Origin of the sequence: Marmoricola sp. OAE513 (assembly GCF_040546585.1) — a bacterium.
GTDB lineage: Bacteria > Actinomycetota > Actinomycetes > Propionibacteriales > Nocardioidaceae > Marmoricola.
Window position 1 is genome coordinate 1,831,583 of record NZ_JBEPOC010000001.1, and the last position, 20,425, is coordinate 1,852,007.

The 20,425-nt window shown below is 67.3% G+C and carries 20 protein-coding genes and 2 tRNA genes; 9 read left to right on the forward strand and 13 right to left on the reverse strand.

Annotation, left to right across the window (positions count from 1 at the left end):
• Position 1 precedes the first annotated feature (1 nt).
• The 12 genes from ABIE44_RS09350 to dnaA all read right to left on the reverse strand — a co-directional run bounded on the left by ABIE44_RS09350 (position 2) and on the right by dnaA (position 12,591).
• Complete coding sequence (locus ABIE44_RS09350; RefSeq protein WP_209719062.1) at positions 2–904, reverse strand: FkbM family methyltransferase; 903 nt, start codon at positions 902–904, stop codon at positions 2–4.
• Between the two features lie 7 nt (positions 905–911).
• Positions 912–987, reverse strand: a tRNA-Ala gene (locus ABIE44_RS09355).
• A gap of 10 nt (positions 988–997) precedes the next feature.
• Positions 998–1,123, reverse strand: coding sequence for a DLW-39 family protein (locus ABIE44_RS09360; protein ID WP_209719059.1), 126 nt, complete (start codon positions 1,121–1,123; stop codon positions 998–1,000).
• Positions 1,124–1,147: 24 nt separating this feature from the next.
• Positions 1,148–1,222 (reverse strand) — tRNA-Ile (locus ABIE44_RS09365).
• Between the two features lie 94 nt (positions 1,223–1,316).
• Positions 1,317–1,778 (reverse strand): DUF3566 domain-containing protein, encoded by a 462-nt coding sequence (locus tag ABIE44_RS09370; RefSeq protein ID WP_209719056.1) that lies wholly within the window; start codon positions 1,776–1,778, stop codon positions 1,317–1,319.
• A complete protein-coding gene (gyrA, locus tag ABIE44_RS09375) occupies positions 1,778–4,471 on the reverse strand; it encodes a DNA gyrase subunit A (RefSeq protein WP_209719053.1) in 2,694 nt (897 codons plus the stop codon). The genes ABIE44_RS09370 and gyrA overlap by 1 nt, the downstream gene beginning before the upstream one ends.
• A 13-nt stretch (positions 4,472–4,484) precedes the next feature.
• On the reverse strand, positions 4,485–6,593 hold the full coding sequence (gene gyrB, locus ABIE44_RS09380) for a DNA topoisomerase (ATP-hydrolyzing) subunit B (RefSeq protein ID WP_209719050.1): 2,109 nt from the start codon (positions 6,591–6,593) through the stop codon (positions 4,485–4,487).
• Between the two features lie 282 nt (positions 6,594–6,875).
• Positions 6,876–7,475, reverse strand: a complete 600-nt coding sequence (locus tag ABIE44_RS09385; RefSeq protein WP_209719047.1) for a DciA family protein — start codon at positions 7,473–7,475, stop codon at positions 6,876–6,878.
• Positions 7,468–8,598: a DNA replication/repair protein RecF gene (gene recF / locus ABIE44_RS09390; RefSeq protein WP_209719044.1), complete on the reverse strand. Its 1,131-nt coding sequence runs from the start codon at positions 8,596–8,598 to the stop codon at positions 7,468–7,470. Before recF ends, ABIE44_RS09385 begins: the two co-directional genes overlap by 8 nt.
• Positions 8,599–8,605: 7 nt before the next feature.
• Positions 8,606–9,511, reverse strand: coding sequence for a phosphogluconate dehydrogenase (NAD(+)-dependent, decarboxylating) (gnd, locus tag ABIE44_RS09395; RefSeq protein ID WP_209719041.1), 906 nt, complete (start codon positions 9,509–9,511; stop codon positions 8,606–8,608).
• A gap of 34 nt (positions 9,512–9,545) precedes the next feature.
• On the reverse strand, positions 9,546–10,712 hold the full coding sequence (dnaN, locus tag ABIE44_RS09400) for a DNA polymerase III subunit beta (protein ID WP_209719038.1): 1,167 nt from the start codon (positions 10,710–10,712) through the stop codon (positions 9,546–9,548).
• Between the two features lie 367 nt (positions 10,713–11,079).
• On the reverse strand, positions 11,080–12,591 hold the full coding sequence (dnaA, locus tag ABIE44_RS09405; protein ID WP_502912727.1) for a chromosomal replication initiator protein DnaA: 1,512 nt from the start codon (positions 12,589–12,591) through the stop codon (positions 11,080–11,082).
• A gap of 474 nt (positions 12,592–13,065) precedes the next feature.
• Here dnaA and rpmH point away from each other — a divergent pair, with 474 nt between their 5' ends.
• The 8 genes from rpmH (at position 13,066) to ABIE44_RS09445 (ending at position 18,265) form a co-directional block, all read left to right on the forward strand.
• A complete protein-coding gene (rpmH, locus tag ABIE44_RS09410) occupies positions 13,066–13,203 on the forward strand; it encodes a 50S ribosomal protein L34 (protein ID WP_179661931.1) in 138 nt (45 codons plus the stop codon).
• A gap of 15 nt (positions 13,204–13,218) precedes the next feature.
• Positions 13,219–13,581 carry a ribonuclease P protein component gene (rnpA, locus tag ABIE44_RS09415; RefSeq protein WP_209719035.1) on the forward strand — a complete coding sequence of 121 codons (363 nt, stop codon included), beginning with the start codon at positions 13,219–13,221 and terminating at the stop codon, positions 13,579–13,581.
• A complete protein-coding gene (gene yidD, locus ABIE44_RS09420; protein WP_209719032.1) occupies positions 13,578–13,880 on the forward strand; it encodes a membrane protein insertion efficiency factor YidD in 303 nt (100 codons plus the stop codon). The genes rnpA and yidD overlap by 4 nt, the downstream gene beginning before the upstream one ends.
• Positions 13,881–14,885, forward strand: coding sequence for a membrane protein insertase YidC (gene yidC, locus ABIE44_RS09425; RefSeq protein ID WP_209719028.1), 1,005 nt, complete (start codon positions 13,881–13,883; stop codon positions 14,883–14,885). It abuts the gene before it with no gap.
• On the forward strand, positions 14,882–15,466 hold the full coding sequence (locus tag ABIE44_RS09430; RefSeq protein ID WP_502912728.1) for a Jag family protein: 585 nt from the start codon (positions 14,882–14,884) through the stop codon (positions 15,464–15,466). Before yidC ends, ABIE44_RS09430 begins: the two co-directional genes overlap by 4 nt.
• Complete coding sequence (rsmG, locus tag ABIE44_RS09435; RefSeq protein WP_354437964.1) at positions 15,463–16,155, forward strand: 16S rRNA (guanine(527)-N(7))-methyltransferase RsmG; 693 nt, start codon at positions 15,463–15,465, stop codon at positions 16,153–16,155. Before ABIE44_RS09430 ends, rsmG begins: the two co-directional genes overlap by 4 nt.
• Positions 16,156–16,313: 158 nt before the next feature.
• Positions 16,314–17,312, forward strand: coding sequence for a ParA family protein (locus tag ABIE44_RS09440; protein WP_354437965.1), 999 nt, complete (start codon positions 16,314–16,316; stop codon positions 17,310–17,312).
• Entirely contained in the window at positions 17,309–18,265 is a 957-nt protein-coding gene (locus tag ABIE44_RS09445) for a ParB/RepB/Spo0J family partition protein (protein WP_209719025.1), read from the forward strand. The genes ABIE44_RS09440 and ABIE44_RS09445 overlap by 4 nt, the downstream gene beginning before the upstream one ends.
• An 88-nt stretch (positions 18,266–18,353) precedes the next feature.
• Here the strand turns inward: ABIE44_RS09445 and ABIE44_RS09450 are convergent, their stop codons facing one another.
• Positions 18,354–19,124, reverse strand: coding sequence for a lysophospholipid acyltransferase family protein (locus ABIE44_RS09450; protein ID WP_209719022.1), 771 nt, complete (start codon positions 19,122–19,124; stop codon positions 18,354–18,356).
• Positions 19,125–19,200: 76 nt separating this feature from the next.
• On the opposite strand from ABIE44_RS09450, the gene ABIE44_RS09455 reads away from it, so the two are divergent.
• Positions 19,201–20,418: a pyridoxal phosphate-dependent aminotransferase gene (locus ABIE44_RS09455; protein WP_209719019.1), complete on the forward strand. Its 1,218-nt coding sequence runs from the start codon at positions 19,201–19,203 to the stop codon at positions 20,416–20,418.
• Positions 20,419–20,425: the final 7 nt, after the last annotated feature.

Here is a 20,425-nt window from a genome sequence, read left to right on the forward strand (position 1 = left end):
GCTACCTGCTGGTGCGCAGGTCTGCCAGGAACGCCTCGGCCGCCTCCAGGAACTCGCGCTCCCGTGCCGGGGCCACGAACCAGAAGTTGTTGAGGTACTTCACGAAGGCACGGTTGACGAGGTCCTCGACGTGCTGGTGCTTCTCGACCGCGAAGTCGTCGATCGACATCACGGTCAGCGAACTCGTGTCGAAGACGTAGCCTCGCAGTCCGAGTGCGGTGATCAGCCCGAAGACCTCGGTGATCGGGAAGTCGTGGTGCCGCGCCTCGATCTCCATCAGCAGCAGGACGTCGGGCGCGGACAGCGTCCGCCGCGCGCCCCGGACGACCTCGGGCTCGTGGCCCTCGACGTCGACCTTGACCAGGTCGATCCTGCCGAGTCCGAGCCGCTCGACCACCGAGTCCAGCGGCTCGGTGACGATGGCGACCTCGCGGCTGCCGCCCTGACCCGGCTCGGTGTGGTCGTTGAGCGTCGCCCGGGTGTTGTACTCCCTGCCCTCGATGCTCGGGATCCGGATCGTGGCAGCGCCGGCGACGTCCGAGGCCGCGAGGTTCTCGACCCGTACGCCGGGGAAGCGCTGGCGCAGCGTCGCCGCGAGATCGGGGAGCGGCTCCAGCAGCGTGAGGCTCTCGCGGCCGACCGCGTCCTCGATGACCGCGGCGTACTGACCGGCGTTCGCGCCGACGTCGATGACGACGTCACCCGGGCTCAGGTACCCGTGCAGGAAGCGGGCCTCGAGGTCGTGCCCGAACGCAGGGCCGAACGGTTCGTGGACCGCCTTGGCGATCTGGTTCTTCTTGAACGCCTTGTGCGGGTTCGGCTTCCTGACCTTCGCTGCCGGTGCCGCGGGCTCCCGGCGGAGCCGGCCCGGCAGTCGTCGCAGCAGTCGTCGCAGGCGCGTCATGTCGAGATGGTGGAGCCTAGGGGACTCGAACCCCTAACCCCCTGCTTGCAAAGCAGGTGCGCTACCAATTGCGCCAAGGCCCCGTGGTGGAGATCAGGCCTTCTCGACCGGGTCCGTGGCCTGCTGCCAGAGTGCCTGCTCGTTGCGACCCTCGTCGATCTTCTTCTTGACGAAGACACCGGCGACAGCAGCGACGACCACGAACAGGAACTTCTTCATTCCGACCTCCAGGTGGATGCGGGGTGGGCCTAGGAGGACTTGAACCTCCGACCTCTTCCTTATCAGGGAAGCGCTCTAACCAAGCTGAGCTATAGGCCCGGGTGATCCGCAGCGGACTGCGTGACCGACAGCGAAGATTACCCCATGGTCTCCGACCCCTACAAAACGAGGTCGGCCTCCGCTGACCGGCCGCTCACTTGTCTTCTGCGAAGGTGACTTCCACGCCGCCGACCAGGGTGGCGGCGAGGTTGTAGAGGAACGCTCCCAGCGTCGAGATCGCCGTGATGAGGACGACGTCGGCGACCGCCACGATCATCGTGAAGCCGAGCACCCGCGAGGTGCCGAGGTACTTCTCGATGTCGAACGGCGTTCCCTTGTTGTCACCGATCGAGTCCTGGATGATCGAGTTGATCGAGTCCCACAGACCCGCCGCGCCGAGCACGCCCCAGATGATCGCCACGGCGACGACGGTGACGATCGCGATGGCCACCGAGAGCAGGAACGCGGCCTTCATCACCGACCAGGGCTCGATCTGGACCAGCCGGAGCCTGGCCTGCCGCACCTGCTTGGGCGCGGGTGCGGGCTGCTTCGGGGCAGGTGCGTCCTTGCGGAAGCGTGACGCCAGCGACTCCTTGGAGTCGGTGTTGCCGGCCATCAGCTCTCCTCGGTGTCGGTGTCGTCAGCAGCGTCGGGGACGACCTCGGAGCCGTCGGTGGGCTCGGCGACCGGTGCTGCCGGGTCGATTGTTGCATCCGCACCCTCGACGACCTCGCCCTCGACCTCGCCCTCGACCTCGTCGTCCTCCTCGCCGGCACGCTCGACGCTGCGGGCGACCACGGCGACCTCGTCACCCTTCTTCGGCGTCACGAACTTCACGCCCTGGGTGGAGCGGCCGGTCGCCCGGAAGTCCGCGTTGATCGGGCTGCGCACGACCTGACCACCGGAGGTGATGGACAGGACTTCGTCGCCGTCGACGACGATGAACGCGCCGACGAGTCCGCCGCGGTCCTCGTTGGTCAGCGCCATCGCCTTGATCCCGAGTCCACCGCGGGACTGCGTCCGGTAGTCCGAGATCCGGGTCCGCTTGGCGTAGCCGCCGTCGGTGATGGTGAAGACGTACTGGACCTGGACCTCGGCACCCTCGGCACCCTCGTCGAGCTCCTCGTTCGCGACCTGGTCGGCGCGGATCACCGACATGGACAGCACCGAGTCGCCTTCGCGGAACTTCATGCCCGTGACGCCCGATGTCGCACGGCCCATCGGGCGCAGCTGGTCGTTGGCGGCCGGGAACCGGATCGCCTGGCCCTTGCGGGAGACGAGCAGGATGTGGTCCTCGTCGTGGACGAGCTCGGCGCCGATCAGCTCGTCGTCGTCCTCGCGGAAGTTGATCGCGATGACGCCGGCCTGCCGCGGGCTGTTGTAGTCACCCAGCCGGGTCTTCTTGACCAGCCCGTTGCGGGTGGCGAGCACCAGGTACGGCGCCTGCTCGTAGTCACGGATCGCCAGCACCTGGGCGATGTTCTCGTCGGGCTGGAAGCTGAGCAGTCCGGCAACGTGACCGCCCTTCGCGTCGCGCGAGGCCTCGGGCAGGTTGTACGCCTTGGTCCGGTACACCCGACCGGCCGTGGTGAAGAACAGCAGCCAGTGGTGGTTGGTCGTCGAGATGAAGTGCTCGACCACGTCGTCACCGCGCAGCGACGCCCCGCGCACGCCCTTGCCGCCACGCTTCTGCGTCCGGTACTGGTCCGCGCGGGTGCGCTTGGCGTAACCGCCGCGCGTGATGGAGACGACCAGGTCCTCGTCGGGGATGAGGTCCTCCATCGACAGGTCGCCGTCGGCCGCGATGATCTGCGTCCGCCGGTCGTCGCCGTACTTGTCGACGATGGCGGCGAGCTCCTCGCCCACGATCGTGCGCTGGCGGGAGACGTTGGCGAGGATGTCGTTGAGGTCGGCGATCTCGAGCTCGATCTCGGCGAGGTCGTCGATGATCCGCTGGCGCTGCAGGGCGGCCAACGATCGCAGCTGCATGTCGAGGATCGCGTTGGCCTGGAGCTCGTCGATGTCCAGCAGCGCGATCAGGCCCACGCGTGCGTCGTTGGCGTCGGGCGAGCTCCGGATGAGGGCGATGACCTCGTCGAGCATGTCGAGCGCCTTGACCAGACCGCGCAGGATGTGGGCGCGCTCCTCGGCCTTCCGCAACCGGTACGCGGTCCGGCGCTGGATGACCTCGATCTGGTGGGCGACCCAGCTGCTGATGAACTGGTCGATGGTCAGGGTGCGCGGGACACCGTCGACCAGCGCGAGCATGTTCGCCGAGAAGTTGGTCTGCAGCTCGGTGTGCTTGAGCAGGTTGTTGAGCACCACCCGGGCGACCGCGTCGCGCTTGAGCACGACGACCAGCCGCTGACCCGTGCGACCAGAGGAGTCGTCACGCACGTCGGAGATGCCCTGCACCTTGCCGGAGTCGGCGAGCTCGGCGATCTTCAGCGCGAGGTTGTCCGGGTTCACCATGTAGGGCAGCTCGGTGATGGACAGGCAGGTCCGGCCCTTGTTGTCCTCGTCGATCTCGATGACCGCGCGCTGGGTGACCGAGCCGCGACCGGTGCGGTAGGCCTGCTCGATGCCCTGACGGCCCACGATCAGCGCGCCGTTGGGGAAGTCGGGTCCCTTGATCCGCTCGATGAGCGCGTCCTGCAGCTCTTCGCGGGTCGCGTCCGGGTGCTCGAGCGCCCACTGCGCACCCTCGGCGACCTCGCGCAGGTTGTGCGGCGGGATGTTCGTGGCCATGCCGACCGCGATGCCGGCCGACCCGTTGACGAGCAGGTTCGGGTAGCGCGACGGCAGGACGGTCGGCTCCTCGGAACGACCGTCGTAGTTCGGCTGGAAGTCGACGGTCTCCTCGGTGATGTCCCGGACCATCTCCAAGGCCAGCGGCGCCATGCGGCACTCGGTGTACCGCATGGCCGCGGCCGAGTCGTTGCCCGGCGAGCCGAAGTTGCCCTGCCCGTGGATCAGCGGCGCGCGCATCACCCACGGCTGCGCGAGCCGGACCAGGGTGTCGTAGATGGCGGTGTCGCCGTGCGGGTGGTACTGACCCATCACGTCACCGACGACGCGCGAGCACTTCGAGAAGCCGCGGTCCGGCCGGTAGCCGCCGTCGTACATCGCGTAGAGCACGCGACGGTGGACAGGCTTCAGCCCGTCGCGCACGTCGGGCAGCGCGCGGCCGACGATGACCGCCATCGCGTAGTCGATGTACGCGCGCTGCATCGAGGTCTGCAGCTCGATCGGCTGGATCCGGCCGCTGGGGCCGTTCGAGGCGGCGTCTTCGGTGGGGGTCTCGGTCATGGAGGTTTCCTACTCAGATGTCGAGGAAGCGAACGTCTTTGGCATTGCGCTGGATGAACGACCTGCGTTGCTCGACGTCCTCACCCATCAGGGTCGAGAAGATCTCGTCGGCCTGGGCGGCGTCGTCCAGGGTGACCTGGAGCATCAGCCGCGCGTCCGGGTTCATGGTGGTCTCCCACAGCTCCTCGGCGTTCATCTCGCCGAGACCCTTGTAGCGCTGCACCGGGTTCTCCTTGGGCAGCTTCTTCCCCTGGGAGATGCCGTCGGCCATCATCGCGTCCCGCTCGGCGTCGGAGTAGACGAACTCGTGCTCGGCGGGCTTGTTCCACCGGATGCGGTAGAGCGGCGGCTGCGCCATGTAGACGTAGCCCTGCTCGATGAGCGGCTTCATGAAGCGGAAGAGCAGCGTCAGCAGCAGGGTGTTGATGTGGTGGCCGTCGACATCGGCGTCAGCCATCAGCACCACCTTGTGGTACCGCAGCTTCTCGATGTTGAACTCTTCGTGGATGCCGGTGCCGAGGGCCGAGATGATCGCCTGGACCTCGGTGTTCGCGAGCACCTTGTCGATGCGCGCCTTCTCGACGTTGAGGATCTTTCCGCGGATCGGCAGGATCGCCTGGACCCGCGGGTCGCGGCCCTGACGGGCGGAACCGCCGGCCGAGTCGCCCTCGACAATGAAGACCTCGCACTCCTCGGGGTTGGTCGACTGGCAGTCCGAGAGCTTGCCGGGGAGTCCGCCACCGCCGAGGAGCCCCTTGCGGTTGCGCGCCAGGTCGCGCGCCTTGCGCGCCGCGATCCGGGCCGAGGCAGCGGCCTGCGCCTTGCGGATGATCTCCTTGCCCTCGGCCGGGTTCTGCTCGAGCCAGGCACCGAGCTGGTCGTTGACCACGGACTGCACGAAGCCCTTGGCCTCGGTGTTGCCGAGCTTCGCCTTGGTCTGGCCCTCGAACTGCGGGTTGGAGATCTTGAGGCTGATGATCGCGGTGAGACCCTCGCGGATGTCGTCACCGGTCAGCCGGTCCTCCTTCTTCTTGATCAGGCCCCACTCCTCGCCCCACCGGTTGACCAGCGAGGTGAGGGCTGCACGGAAGCCTTCCTCGTGCGTCCCGCCCTCAGGAGTGTTGATCGTGTTGGCGAAGGTGTGCACCGACTCGTTGTACGACGACGCCTGCCACTGCATCGCGAGCTCGAGGCTCATCGGGTTCGGCGCGTCGTCACCGGTCTCCGCCTCGGTGGAGATGATCGCGCTGATGGGTGCCTTGCGGCGGTTCAGGAACTCGACGTAGTCGACCAGGCCGCGCTCGTACTCGAAGACCTGCTCCAGCGCCTTGTGCCCGTCGACGTCGGTGGAGTGGATCTCCGACGCGGCCTCGGCCACGCCGGTGACGCCGTCCGTGTCGTCGACCGTGCCGTCCTCGACGGCCTCGGCGATCTCCTCGGCCTTGGGGCGGGCGTCCCGCAGCTCGATCCGCAGGCCCTTGTTGAGGAAGGCCATCTCGCGGAACCGTGTCGAGATCGTCTCGAGGGTGTAGTCGGTGGTCTCGAAGATGTCGGGGGAGGCCCACCAGGTGACGGTGGTGCCGGTGCGCTCGCCGTCCTCGAGCGGACGGACCTGGCGCAGGGCGTAGTCCGGGCTGCCGAGCGAGAACTCCTGCTCCCACAGGAAGCCGCGGTTCTTCACCTGCAGGTGCAGCTTGTCCGAGAGCGCGTTGACCACCGAGGAGCCGACACCGTGCAGACCGCCGGAGACCTTGTAGCCGCCACCACCGAACTTGCCGCCCGCGTGCAGGACGGTCAGGGCGAGCGTTGCTGCGGGCAGCTCCTGGCCGGGCGCGGTGTCGGTCGGGATGCCGCGACCGTTGTCGGTGACGCTGACCGAGCCGTCGGCGTTGAGCGTCACGTTGACCGTGTCGCAGTAGCCGGCCAGGGCCTCGTCGACCGCGTTGTCCACGATCTCCCAGATCAGGTGGTGCAGACCCCGTTCACCGGTGGAACCGATGTACATGCCCGGACGCTTGCGAACCGCTTCGAGACCCTCGAGGACCTGAATCGCACTGGCGTCGTAGCTGCCCTCTTCGACCGCGGATCCGATGCTGCCTTCGGTCTGGACTTCGTCGGCCACTGTTCCCTCTTCACTGGTTGCCCGGACTGTGCGCTGATGACACAGAAATGGCCGTCCGCGTAGCGCCTCTCAGCTCGGACGACCATGGCTCAGTCTACCCGTCAGGGGCCTCAAATCACGGGTGCCGTACGCCGAATGGGGGGAACAACGCCAAAAAGATGCCCTGTGAGGGCCCAGAGTGGCCCTTTGGCCCGATTTCAGGCCGGGAGGTGAGGTCCTGTACGTCCGTGAGGCCCGCAGATCGGCACTGAGGCCCTCCCGCTGCTCGCCGGAGCACACCGATCACCCATAGGTGTCACGCGGCCCGCGGCCCTTGACCCGGAACCGCCCGCTGGTCCATTTCGGGACGTGCGGGCCGAGGACGTCGATGACCTCGATGGTGCCGTCCCCGAGCTCCTCGTTCAGTCGTCGTACGACGGTTCCGGCGAGCATCTTCATCTGCGTCGCCCAGGCCGTCGAGTCGGTGCGGACGACGAGCCGTCCCTCGGCGTACGACTCGGGGGTGACGTGGTTGGCGACCTCCTGGCCGACGATCGCCCCCCACCGGGTGAACACGCCGTGGACCCGGAGCTCGGTCTGCCAGCCCTGCTCGGAGACGAACCGCCCGAGCGAGGCGTCCAGGGTCTGGGGGTCCCGGTCGTCGGGGTGCGAGGAGCTGGACCTCGGCTGCACCCGCTGGGGTGCCTTGCCCGTACGCCGGCGCAGCGGTCCGGTCTTGCCGGCGAGCCCGCGCGCGATGCTGCGGGCGAGGTCGAGCCCGCTCTCGTCGTGCTCGTCCGCCGCGCCGCCCACGGTCCCCGAGCTGCCCCCGGTCGTCGAGCTTGCCGAGACGTCCCCCGGGTTCGCGCCGGTCTCGTCCCCCGGACGTTCGTCCTCACCCATCGAGGGTCACCTCGCCCCCGGCGACGGTGAAACGGCGACCCCGCAGCTGCTCGGGGATGTCCTCCCCGACGGCTGCGGTGATCAGCACCTGCTCGGCGTCGGCGACCAGGTCGGCCAGCTGCGCACGGCGTCCGGCGTCGAGCTCGGCGAACACGTCGTCCAGGATCAGCACCGGGTCGTCGCCGCTGGACCGGAGCAGGTCGTACGACGCGAGCCGCAGCGCGAGCGCGAAGGACCAGGACTCGCCGTGGCTCGCGTACCCCTTCACCGGCAGGTCCCCGAGCGAGACCATCAGCTCGTCGCGGTGCGGGCCGACCAGGGTGAGCGCCCGGTCGAGCTCGTCGGGCCGCCGCCGCTGGAGCTCGGCGTGCAGCTGGTCCTCCAGCGGGGTGCCGTCGCCGCTGAGCTCGAAGCTCGGCCGGTAGACGAGCACGGCGTCGTCGCGGTTCGCTCCCCGAGCCACAGCCTCGTACGCCTTGCCGGCCAGGGGCTGGAGGTCCTCGACCAGCTGCGTCCGGCGCCGCATCATCTCGGCGCCGAGCTCGGAGAGTCGGGCGTCCCAGACGGCGAGGGTGGAGATCAGCGTCTCGTCGGACTGCCGGCCGCGCCGGTTGGCCCGGGCGGTCTTCAGGAGCGAGTTGCGCTGCTTGAGAACTCGCTCGTAGTCGGCGCGGATCCCCGCGTAGCGGGGCGAGATCTGGACCAGGAGGTCGTCCATGAAGCGGCGTCGGTCCGACGGATCACCCTTGACCAGCGACAGGTCTTCCGGGGAGAAGACGACGGTTTTGACCAGGCCGAGGAGCTCCTTGGCCTTGGGCAGCGGCGACCTGTTGATGCGTGCGCGGTTCGACTTCCCGGGGTTGATCTCGATCTCCAGCACCGCGCGCCGCTCGTCACGCACCACCGCGGCGCGGACGATCGCCTGGCTCGCGCCCTGTCGGACCAGCGGCGCATCAGCAGCCACCCGGTGCGAGGACAGGCTGGAGAGGTAGTCGATGGCCTCGACCAGGTTGGTCTTCCCCTGGCCGTTGCGTCCGACGAACGCGGTGACGCCCGGGCCGATCTCGACCTCGACGCCTGCGTAGGACCGGAAGTCGTGCAGGCTCAGGTGGGCGACGTACACGGTGGTGCTACTCGGGGGAGGCGTCCCCGCCCGGGGGCGGCTCGGTGTGCAGCGCGTGACCACCGAACTGGTTGCGCATGGCGGCGATCGCCTTCATCGCCGGACTGTCGTCCTGCCGCGAGACGAACCGCGCGTACAGGGCGGCCGTGATCGCCGGGGTCGCGACGGCGTTGTCGATGCCGGCCTCGACGGTCCACCGTCCCTCGCCGGAGTCGTCCGCGTAGCCTCGGATCCCTTCCAGGGAAGGCTTCTCGTCGAGCGCAGCAACCAGCAGGTCGAGCAGCCAGGACCGGATGACAGTCCCTTCCTTCCAGGAGCGGAAGACCTCGGTGACGTTGTCGACGATGTCGACCGTCTCAAGCAGCTCCCAGCCCTCGGCGTAGGACTGCATGATCGCGTACTCGATGCCGTTGTGGACCATCTTGGAGAAGTGCCCGGCGCCGACCTTGCCGGCGTGGACCCAGCCGAAGTCGCCCTCGGGCTTGAGGGTGTCGAAGACCGGCTGCACCTTCTCGATGTCCTCGGCCGTGCCGCCCGCCATCAGCGCGTAGCCGTTCTCCAGACCCCAGACTCCGCCGGAGACACCGCAGTCGACGAAGCCGATGCCCTTCGCAGCGAGCGCCTCGGCGTGCCGGATGTCCTCGGTCCACCGCGAGTTCCCACCGTCGACGATGAGGTCGCCCTCGGTGAGCAGTTCACCGAGCTCCGTGATCACGCTGTCGGTGATCGCGCCGGCCGGCACCATCACCCAGACCACCTTCGGGCCCGGCAGCTCGGCGACCATCGCCTCCAGGGACGCCGCGTCCGAGATGCTCTGGTCGCGGTCGTAGCCGACGACGGTGTGACCGCCGTTGCGCAACCGGGTGCGCATGTTGCCACCCATCTTGCCGAGGCCGACGAGTCCTAGGTGCATGCGCGGGACGTCCTTCCCTGAGCTGAGTCCAGGATCAGGAGGAGAGCAGACGGCGCGGCATCAGCAGGTACTTGAAGCTCGAGCCCGTGTCTGCACTGCTCGCTTCGAGTGAATCCACTCCCGAGAGTACGACAGGCTTCGCAGAAGTCGTGAACGCCAGCTCGACGTGCGACGTCTCCAGCGCGGTCAGTCCGTCGAGGAGGAACTGCGGGTTGAAGCCCGTGGTCAGGTCGTCACCGGTGATGTTGGCCTCGATGGACTCGCTCGCCATCGCCTCCTCGCCCGAACCGGCGTCGAGGACGAGGACACCGTCACCGAAGGCGAGCTGCACCGCGGTGTTGCGCTCGGCGACCAGGGCGACCCGCTTGACCGCGTTGATGAGGTCCTCACGGCTGACGACGGCGAGGGTCAGGTGCTCGCTGGGGAACAGCGAACGGACCTTCGGGAACTCGCCGTCGAGCAGGCGTGTCGTCGTACGGCGGATGCCACCACCGGCGGAACCCTCGAAGCCGATGATCCCCTCTCCCGCGCCGGAGCTGGACAGAGCGATCGAGATCTCAGCGCCGCCGGTCAGGGACTTGGCGGTGTCCGCAAGGACCTTGGCCGGGACCAGGGCGGCGGTGGAGATGTCGGGAGTGCCCGGGTTCCACTCGAGCTCACGCTGGGAGAGGCGGAAGCGGTCCGTGGCGAGCATCGAGATCGAGCTGCCGTCGAGCTCGAGCCGCACCCCGGTCAGGACCGGCAGCATGTCGTCGCGACCGGCAGCGGTGACGGCCTGGCCGACCGCGTGGGCGAACTCGGTGCTGCTCACCTTGCCGCGGGACTCGGGCATGGGCGGCAGCGACGGGTAGTCCTCGACCGGCATGGTCTGCAGGCTGAAGCGGGCCGAGCCACAAGTCAGGCTGACCTTCGGGCCGTCGATCTGCATCTCGACGGGTTTGTTGGGCAGGCTCCGGCAGATGTCAGCGAGCAGACGACCGGAGACGAGCGCGCGTCCTTCGATGGAGACGTCAGCGTTGAGCGTGGCCCTCGCGGAGGTCTCGTAGTCGAAGGTGGAGAGCTGCAGGCCGTCGGTGCCGTCGACGGTGCCGGCTTCGATGAGGAGGCCGGCGAGCACCGGAGCGCTCGGGCGCAGGGGGAGGGCGCGGGCCGTCCAGGCGACGGCGTCAGCGAGAACATCGCGCTCGACACGGAACTTCACGGGTGTTGCCTCCTGCAGGTCTGCCGCGAGGTGAGGTCTCACGTCTCGGGATGGGCATCCTGCCACGCGGACCGGTTCGAGGGGAGGTTGTCCCCAAGGAGGGGACGTTCCGGTTGTTGCGCGGCGAGGGATGAATGAATAGATCTAGTCGTAGTAGTAGGGCCGGTGGATTCTGTGGACAAGACATGTAACTGCAGGTCATCGACAGTTTTCTTGTCCTCAGCGCCTGTGGATCCAGCGCCGGCCAACTACAAGTTCCTGTGGTCTGTACTTCGGGTTGTGCACGGTTGTGCTTGCTTCTCCACACGTCGTCCCCAGGTGCTCCACGACGTGAGCCGCGGTTAACCACAGGTTCGGCGGGTGTGCCTCAGACCTGCTTGGCCTGCTGCTTGATCCTCATGGTGAGCTCGTTGACCGTCTTGTAGGTGGTCTGCCGCTCGGCCAGGTCCTTGCGGATCCGGCGCTCGGCATTCATGACGGTGGTGTGGTCGCGGCCGCCGAACTGCTGGCCGATCTTCGGCAGCGACATGTCGGTCAGCTCGCGGCAGAGGTACATCGCGATCTGGCGTGCCGTGACCAGGGCCCGGGTCCGGCTCGGCCCGCACAGGTCCTCGATGCTGAACGAGTGGTACGACGCGGTCTGCGCGATGATCAGCCCGGCCGTCACCTGGGGCTCGCCGCCTTCCGGGATCAGGTCCTTCAGCACGATCTCCGCCAGGGTCATGTCGACCTCCTGGTGGTTGATGCTCGCGAACGCGGTCACGCGGATCAGGGCGCCCTCGAGCTCTCGGATGTTGGTCTGGATCCGGGAGGCGATGAACTCGAGCACGTCGGCCGGCGCGTGCAGGCGGTCGGCGGCGGCCTTCTTGCGGAGGATCGCGATCCTGGTCTCGAGGTCGGGCGGCTGGACGTCGGTGAGCAGTCCCCACTCGAAGCGGTTGCGCAACCGGTCCTCGAGCTGGGTGAGGCGCTTGGGCGGTCGGTCCGAGCTGATCACGATCTGCTTGTTGGCGTTGTGCAGCGTGTTGAAGGTGTGGAAGAACTCCTCCTGCGTCTGCTGCTTTCCTTCGAGGAACTGGATGTCGTCGATCAGCAGGACGTCGACGTCGCGGTACCGGCGCTGCAACGCAGCGGTGTTCGCGTCCTTGATCGCGTTGATGACGTCGTTGGTGAAGGCCTCGGAGGACACGTACCGGATCTTCGCGCCGGTGTAGAGGCTTCGCACGTAGTGACCGATCGCGTGCAGCAGGTGGGTCTTGCCCAGACCGGAGTCGCCGTAGACGAGCAGAGGGTTGTAGGCCTTGCCCGGTGCCTCGGCCACGGCGACGGCAGCTGCGTGGGCGAACCTGTTCGAGGACCCGATCACGAAGGTCTCGAAGGTGTACCGCGGGTTGAGCGGGCTGTCCGGGATCCCGGTGGTGAGCGATGCACCCCCCAGGATATTTGTAGACAAAGATCCTTGTTGATTAAGTGACGAGTCTCTTTGTGGCTCCTGATTGAGCGCGGTGGCGGGCCCGATCTCGGGGGCGACGGTGTTGTCCGCCTCCGCGGTGTCGGGGTTGGCGACGGCCTCGGTGTGCGGCAGGTTGGCCAGGTCGTCGGGAGTCGAGAGCGACTCGTCGACGCTGACCGCGATCCGGATCGGCCGGTTGAGCGAGTCGCTGAGAGCGTCCTCGAGCCGGGTGCGCAGTCGACCCTCGAGCTGGCTGCGGGTGAACTCGTTCGGCACCGCGATCACTGCGGTGTTCTCGGCGAGCATGACCGGTTGGCTGGAGGAGAGCCAAGCGCGCTGGTTGGGGGCAAGACTGTCGAGGATCGCCGGCCACAGTGCGTCGAGCTCTCGCCCGGTCCCGCTGTTCCCGCCTGTTGCTGACTCCACGTGCGTTTCTCGCTCCCTCGTCCTTGTTGTCCGATCCACACCTTTGTCCACAGGTTGTGCAGGGTGCGCCAGCGGGAAATCGAGCGGTCGAATCGCGTTTCACAGGCGGGCCGGAGAGGTGGACTCTAGGCTCTAGTCCACGGCTGGATCAACCGTTGTCCACAGGTTTCGAGGATTCAACGGCGTGTCGCTGTGAATATCGCCGGGCCAAGGTGCAGCATCGTCTCTTTTGAGATGCTGGCGAACGACAAGTCCCCCGCGAATTGACCGTGTGCGGGGCCCCCACGTACCGTTGGAAGGTCGAAACCGGTTCGACCGGTGCCGCATGTCCACGACCGGGCCTCGCTGAGGTCCTTTGCGTTGGCAGGCGGTGCCAGTTGTTCGAGATGTGTGACTGGCGACGTTCTGTCGTGCGACCCGGTGATGGACCCGTCCCTGCAGAGGGATTCCCTACAAATCGCGTGGAGAGAACTCGTGAGCAAGCGTACGTACCAGCCGAACAACCGTCGTCGTCACAAGGTGCACGGCTTCCGCCTGCGGATGCGGACCCGCGCCGGCCGCGCCATCCTGTCCTCCCGTCGCCGCAAGGGCCGCAACAGCCTCGCTGTCTGAGGCCCGTGGCCTGATGTGCTTCCCTCGCGCAACCGTCTGACCGACGGAGCTGACTTCCGGCTGGTGGTCCGGCGGGGTCGCCGTTCCGGTGGCTCGTTGATGGTCGTACATCTCCTGGTGCCGAATGTTGACAAAGCGACAGAATCGCCTCCCCAGGTGGGATTCGTCGTGGCGAAGGCAGTCGGCCCGGCCGTGACCCGGAATCGTGTGAAGCGCCGACTACGCCATCTGATGCGGGAGCGAGTCACCTCGCTACCCAGCGGCAGCATGCTCGTCGTGCGCGCACTGCCCGCAGCAGCCGGTGCGACCTTCGGGGATCTAGCGGCCGAGCTCGATCGTTGTCTCCAGCGTGAGGCAGCCAGGGTGACGTCGCGATGAGGTCCCCACTGCGTGCTGTGCTGATCGGTCTGCTGAAGGTGTACCGGTTCGCGATCAGCCCGTTGTACGGCCAGGTCTGCCGGTACCACCCGACCTGTTCGGCGTACGCACTCGAAGCGGTCACCGAGCACGGTGGCATCAAGGGCAGTTGGCTGGCAGTACGGCGAGTCGGCCGCTGCCACCCGTGGGCGGCAGGCGGGTACGACCCCGTGCCGGCCAAGAAGGTCTCGGCCGCGGAAGCGGTGCATGAAGGTGTCCAGCACGAGCTGGGCGCGATGACTACGACTCAAGGAGTCTGAGTGGGTTTCCTCGGCGATATCGGCAGCTTCATCATGACGCCGCTGTACTACGTGGTCTCGGTCGTCCTCGTCGGCTGGCACGAGCTCTTCGGTGCGCTGTTCGGCGAGGAGTCCGGTGCGTCCTGGGCGCTCTCCATCGTCGGCCTGACCCTCGTCATCCGGGCGGCGTTGATCCCGCTGTTCGTGAAGCAGATCAAGTCCAGCCGGAACATGCAGCTGCTGCAGCCGAAGGTGAAGGAGCTGCAGAAGAAGTACGGCCACGACCGCGAGCGCCTCACCCAGGAGACGATGGCGCTCTACAAGGACACCGGGACGAACCCGTTCTCCTCGTGCCTGCCCCTGATCGTGCAGATGCCGATCTTCCTGGCGCTGTTCCGACTCCTCGACCAGGCCGCGAAGAAGGGCAAGGGCCACGGCATCCTGAGCGATGACCGTGCACAGCTGCTTGCGAACGCGAAGCTCTTCGGCGGCGAGATCTCCTCGACCTTCCTCAATGCCGACGTGACGGTCGTGAAGGTCATCGCCATCGTGCTGGTGATCGCCATGACGGCAACGACCTTCCTCACCCAGCGCCAGCTGATGAGCAAGAACATGCCGGACGACGCCCTCACCGGACCGTACGCCCAGCAGCAGAAGCTGCTGCTGTACATCTTGCCGCTGGTGTTCGCGGTGGGCGGTATCGCGTTCCCGATCGGTGTCCTCCTGTACTGGACCACCTCGAACCTGTGGACGATGGGCCAGCAGTTCTACGTCATCCGCAACAACCCGGCTCCCAACACCGAGGCGTTCCGCGCGAAGCAGAAGCGCGATGCGGCCAAGGGCAAGGTCGACGCTGCGGCCGGGACGGTCACAGCGACCGTGGTCGAGGAGGAGCGTCGGCCGGCGACGCGCCAGCAGCCCAAGAAGCAGTCGCGGCAGCAGCGCCGCGGTAGCCAGTCCGGTCAGTCCGGACCCAAGAACCCGTCACCGAAGAGTGGCAGTACTGATCAGGGAGACACCAAGTGAGCGAGACCACCGAGACCGAGGCAGTCGTCGACGAAGCGCCCGAGTCCGTGCAGGAGACCGACACCAACGCTGCGGACGTGGCGGTCGAGTCTGACGAGTCCGGCGACGACGCTCGCCTTCCGCGCACCAAGCGCCTGGAGCAGGAGGGGGAGATCGCGGCGGACTACCTCGAGGAGCTTCTCGAGATCGCGGACCTGGACGGTGACCTGGACATGGACGTCGAGGGTGACCGTGCCACCGTCTCGATCGTCGGCGCGAACCTTCCGCAGCTGGTCGGCGACAAGGGTGAGGTGCTGGAGGCTCTCCAGGAGCTGACCCGGCTGGCCGTCTACCGCGAGACCGGCGAACGGTCGCGCCTCATGCTGGACGTCTCGGGGCACCGAGCAGCTCGTCGTACGGCGCTCGAGGCGCAGGCTGCGTCTGTGGTGGCGCAGGTGAAGGAGTCCGGTGAGTCGGTGTCCTTGGACCCGATGTCCCCGTTCGAGCGCAAGGTCGTGCACGACGCTGTTGCCGCTGCTGGCCTCAACTCCGAGTCCGAGGGTGTCGAGCCCCGTCGTTACGTGGTGGTCCTCCCCGCGTGAACGCCCACTCCGTTTCACGTGAAACGTCGCGCAACGACGTTTCACGTGAAACCACGGATCATGCAGAGGCACCCTCTACGCCGGTCGTGGCGCAGAGGGTGTTTCTGGATCGACTCTCGATCGCCGAGGCGTACACAAACCTGCTGGCGACCGACGGGATCGTGCGCGGCCTGATCGGTCCGCGTGAGGTCCCGCGCCTCTGGGACCGCCACCTCCTCAACTGTGCTGTTGTGACCGACGCTGTTGCCCCAGGCGCCAGCGTCGCTGACATCGGTTCAGGTGCGGGATTGCCGGGACTGGTCATGGCCATCCGGCGACCGGATCTTCAGATCACCCTCATCGAGCCGCTCCTGCGACGGACGACATTTCTCGACGAAGCCTGCGAGAAGCTGGCGCTCGACAACGTGACCGTACGTCGTGGCCGCGCGGAAGAGGTCCACGGTTCTGCGCAGTTCGACGTGGTCACCTCGCGGGCGGTCGCCCCGATGGATCGTCTGGCCCGGTGGTCATTGCCCCTGGTCAGGTCTGGCGGGTCGTTCCTGGCCATGAAAGGCTCTTCGGCGGAAACCGAGATTGCCACCGCCGGCAAGATCATCGAACGCGAACGCGGGCGCTTCGTCCGGGTCCAGGAGTTGGGCGCGGACTTCTTGGAGCAGCCCGTTCGCGTCGTGGAGATCGTCAAGAAGTAGTCCGGCGTGGGCGACTTCGCCCACACCGGTCTAGAACACGTTCACAAAGTTATCCACCGGTCAAAGAGGCACTCCAAGCGGGGCTGTCCACAGATCATGTCCAGTTATCCACAGACCTTTCGTCTGTTTCACGTGAAACATCGGTACAGGAGCACACCGTGACCGAGTCACCCAGTACGCCCGAGGCAGCCCCCCAGAAGGATCTGGGAGAGGGTGGCGCGCCGGCGTTCAAGACGGCCGCCGACCTCGACGCCAACCCGCCGTCGTACAGCGACACCTCGACGCCTCTCGCCCGAGCGATTGAGGCGGAGCTGCGTGCACGGGAGCGAGCGAGCTTCAACGACCCGCTGCCGCGCCCGGCCCGTACGCGGGTGATGGTGGTCGCGAACCAGAAGGGTGGTGTCGGCAAGACGACCTCCACGGTGAACATGGCGGTGGCTCTCGCCCAGGGCGGCCTCCGTGTGCTGGTGGTCGACCTGGACCCGCAGGGCAACGCCTCGACCGCCCTGGCGGCGGAGCACCGTCGCGGCACCCCGTCGTCGTACGACGTGCTCGTGGACGGGCTGCCGATCAGCGAGGCCGTCCAGCACCACCCTGACATCGCGGGACTGTCCACGGTCCCCGCGACGATCGACCTGGCCGGCGCGGAGATCGAACTGGTCAGCGTCGTCGCCCGGGAGAGCCGCCTGAAGAAAGCACTGGCCGCCTACGACAAGATCGGTACCGAGGCGGAGGACCGTCTCGACTACGTCCTGATCGACTGCCCCCCGTCGCTCGGCCTGCTCACCCTGAACGCCCTCGTCGCGGGAGTCGAGATGCTCATCCCGATCCAGGCCGAGTACTACGCCCTGGAGGGCCTGGGTCAGCTCGTCGAGACCGTGGAGATGGTCAAGGCTCACCTCAACAGCGACCTGTCGATCTCGACGATCCTCATCACCATGTACGACGGACGCACCAACCTGTCCTCCGGCGTGGCAGAGGAGGTCCGGGAGCACTTCAAGGACCAGGTCCTGCGCACGTCGATCCCGCGTTCGGTCCGCGTCTCGGAGGCCCCGAGCTACGGCCAGAGCGTCATCACCTACGATCCAGGCTCTCCGGGTGCACTCAGCTACCTGGAAGCAGCGCGTGAGATGGCAGTCAAGGGAGCAGGGGCATGAGCGACAAGCGACGTGGACTCGGACGAGGTCTGGGGTCCCTGATCCCGACGCAGCCTCAGGTCGAGGAGGGGGCTGCGGCCGCTGCCGCCGTCGGGGGAGACCCGGTCCCTCGGCCGGCCACCACCTCGACCGAGCCGGCCCTGGTCGCCGGCGCGTACTTCGCCGAGCTGCCGATCGCCGCGATCGTCCCGAACGCGGTCCAGCCGCGCACCGTCTTCGACGAGGAGGCGATGGCCGAGCTGGTGCACTCGATCAAGGAGGTGGGCCTCCTCCAGCCGATCGTCGTCCGCAAGGTTGACGAGGAGCGCTACGAGCTGATCATGGGGGAGCGCCGCTGGCGCGCCACGACGGCGGCCGGCTTGGACACGATCCCGGCCATCGTCCGTCAGACCCAGGACGTCGACATGCTCCGGGACGCGCTCCTGGAGAACCTGCACCGGTCGCAGCTCAACCCGCTCGAGGAGGCTGCCGCCTACCAGCAGCTCCTCGACGACTTCGGATGCACCCACGAGGAGCTCTCCACCCGAATCGGGCGGAGTCGTCCCCAGATCAGCAACACCCTGCGGCTGCTCAAGCTGTCGCCGGCGGTCCAGCGTCGCGTCGCCGCGGGCGTGCTCTCGGCCGGCCACGCCCGGGCCCTGCTCGGCGTCCCCGATGCGGGCGCCCAGGACCGGCTCGCTGCCCGCGTCGTCGCCGAGGGTATCTCGGTCCGCGGTCTCGAGGAGATCGTCGCGGTCGGCGACATCTCCGAGGACGACGGTGAGACCGTCCGGTTCAAGGCGAACCGTCCCACGGCGCCTGGCCTGAGCGAGCTGAACGATCGTCTCTCCGACCGCCTCGACACCCGGGTCAAGGTCACGATGGGGAAGGCCAAGGGAAAGATCTCGATCGAGTTCGCGTCGCTCGGGGACCTCGAGCGGATCGTCGGCGTGATCGACCCGCGCAACGGCTGACTTCAGTCGACCCAACTCTTCAGCGATCTAACTATTTGTCGACAAAGATATAAAAGGTCTTATCGGCACAAGCTTCTGACCAGCGGTTTCAGCCCGCCTGGTTCTTCTTCGCCTTGCGTTCCGCGCGGAGACGGCGCTCCTCGGCGTACATCGCGGCTGCCTCCTCGGGGGTCGGCGCGGAGCCGCCGTGGGACGCCGGGAGCCACCAGGAGCCGGGCGGCTGCTCGTCGGCAGGGTGAGCCGTGATGAGCCGGTCGAGCATCGCCTTCATGGTGGCCTCGAGCTCGGCGGTCAGCGCGACGGGGTCGTCTGCCGGTGTCGGCAGCATCGGCGTACCGACCTCGATCCCGACGGTCTTGTGCCGGCTGAAGTCGCGGGGCTTGCCCTTGGTCAGGAAGCGCTGGGTGCCCCAGAGCACGATCGGGATCAGCGGCACGCCAGCATCGGCGGCGATGCGGACGGCACCGGTCTTCAGCGGCTGGAGCTCGAAGCTGCGCGAGATCGTGCCCTCGGGGAAGATGCCGACCAGCTCGCCGGCGTCGAGGTAGCGACGTGCTTCGTCCATCCCGCCCTGGCCGGACGCGCGGTCGATCGCGATGTGGTGGAACGAGCGCATGACCGGCCCGCCGATCGGGTGGTCGAAGACCTCCTTCTTCGCCATGAACCGGGTCAGGCGCTTGCGCTCAGCGCCCGGGTACCCGGCGAGCACGTAGTCGACGAAGGAGAGGTGGTTGACCGCCACCAGGGCGCCTCCGGTCAGCGGGATGTTCTCCGCGCCGGTCATGTTGATCTTGACGTCGCCGAGGCGGAACCAGGTCCGGGCAGTGGCGATGACGGCCGGGTAGACGATGTCGCGCATGGGGGAACCCTACGGCCCGGCTCGGAGCGTGATAACCCCAGGCGACGAGCGGTCCGGTTCTGCGAGACTGGGCCCCATGCGCCGAATCGTCCAGAGCCGCAAGCTGCAGAACGTCCGCTACGACGTGCGGGGTCCCATCCTGGTCGAGGCACAGCGGCTGGAGGCCGAGGGTCACAAGATCCTCAAGCTCAACATCGGCAACCCCGCCCCCTTCGGGTTCGAGGCTCCACAGGCGATCGTCGCCGACATGGTGCACAACCTCCCCGACGCGCAGGGCTACTCCGACTCGCGCGGCATCTACTCCGCACGCACCGCGGTCGCGCAGTACTACCAGGGTCGTGGTCTGACCGAGACCGACGTCGACGACGTGTTCATCGGCAACGGCGTCTCCGAGCTGATCAGCCTCGTGCTCCAGGCGTTCCTCGACGACGGCAACGAGATCCTCATCCCTGCTCCGGACTACCCGTTGTGGACCGGTGCCGTCACGCTCGGCGGTGGAGTTCCTGTGCACTACAAGTGCGACGAGGAGAACGGCTGGAACCCGGACCTCGCCGACATCGAGTCCAAGATCACCGAGAACACCCATGCCCTGGTGATCATCAACCCGAACAACCCCACCGGCGCCGTGTACAGCGAGGAGACGGTCAAGGGGCTCGTCGATATCGCGCGCCGGCACAACCTGGTCGTCTTCAGCGACGAGATCTACGAGAAGATCCTGTTCGACGACGCCGTGCACCACCACACCGCGACGTACGCCGGCGACGACGTCCTGTGCCTGACCTTCAGCGGCCTGTCGAAGGCCTACCGGGTCTGCGGGTACCGGGCGGGCTGGGTGATGATCTCCGGTCCCAAGCACCTCGCCGAGGACTTCCTCGAGGGCCTGACGCTGCTCTCCAACATGCGGATGTGTGCCAACGTGCCTGCCCAGCACGCGATCCAGACGGCGCTCGGGGGGTACCAGTCGATCAACGAGTACATCGGCCCCGGCGGACGCTTCTACGAGCAGAGCAAGCTCGCCTGGAAGCTGCTCAACGAGATCCCCGGCGTCAGCTGCGTCGAGCCGATGGGAGCGCTGTACTGCTTCCCGAAGATCGACACCGCGATGTACGGGATCGACGACGACGAGCAGTTCGTCATCGAGCTCCTCCGGGCCAAGAAGATCCTGGTCACGCACGGCACCGGCTTCAACTGGTTCGAGCCCGACCACTTCCGGCTGGTGACGCTCCCCGACGTCGACATGCTGAGCGAGGCCATCGGGCGGATCGCCGACTTCTTGTCGACGTTGCGCACCTGAGTCATCC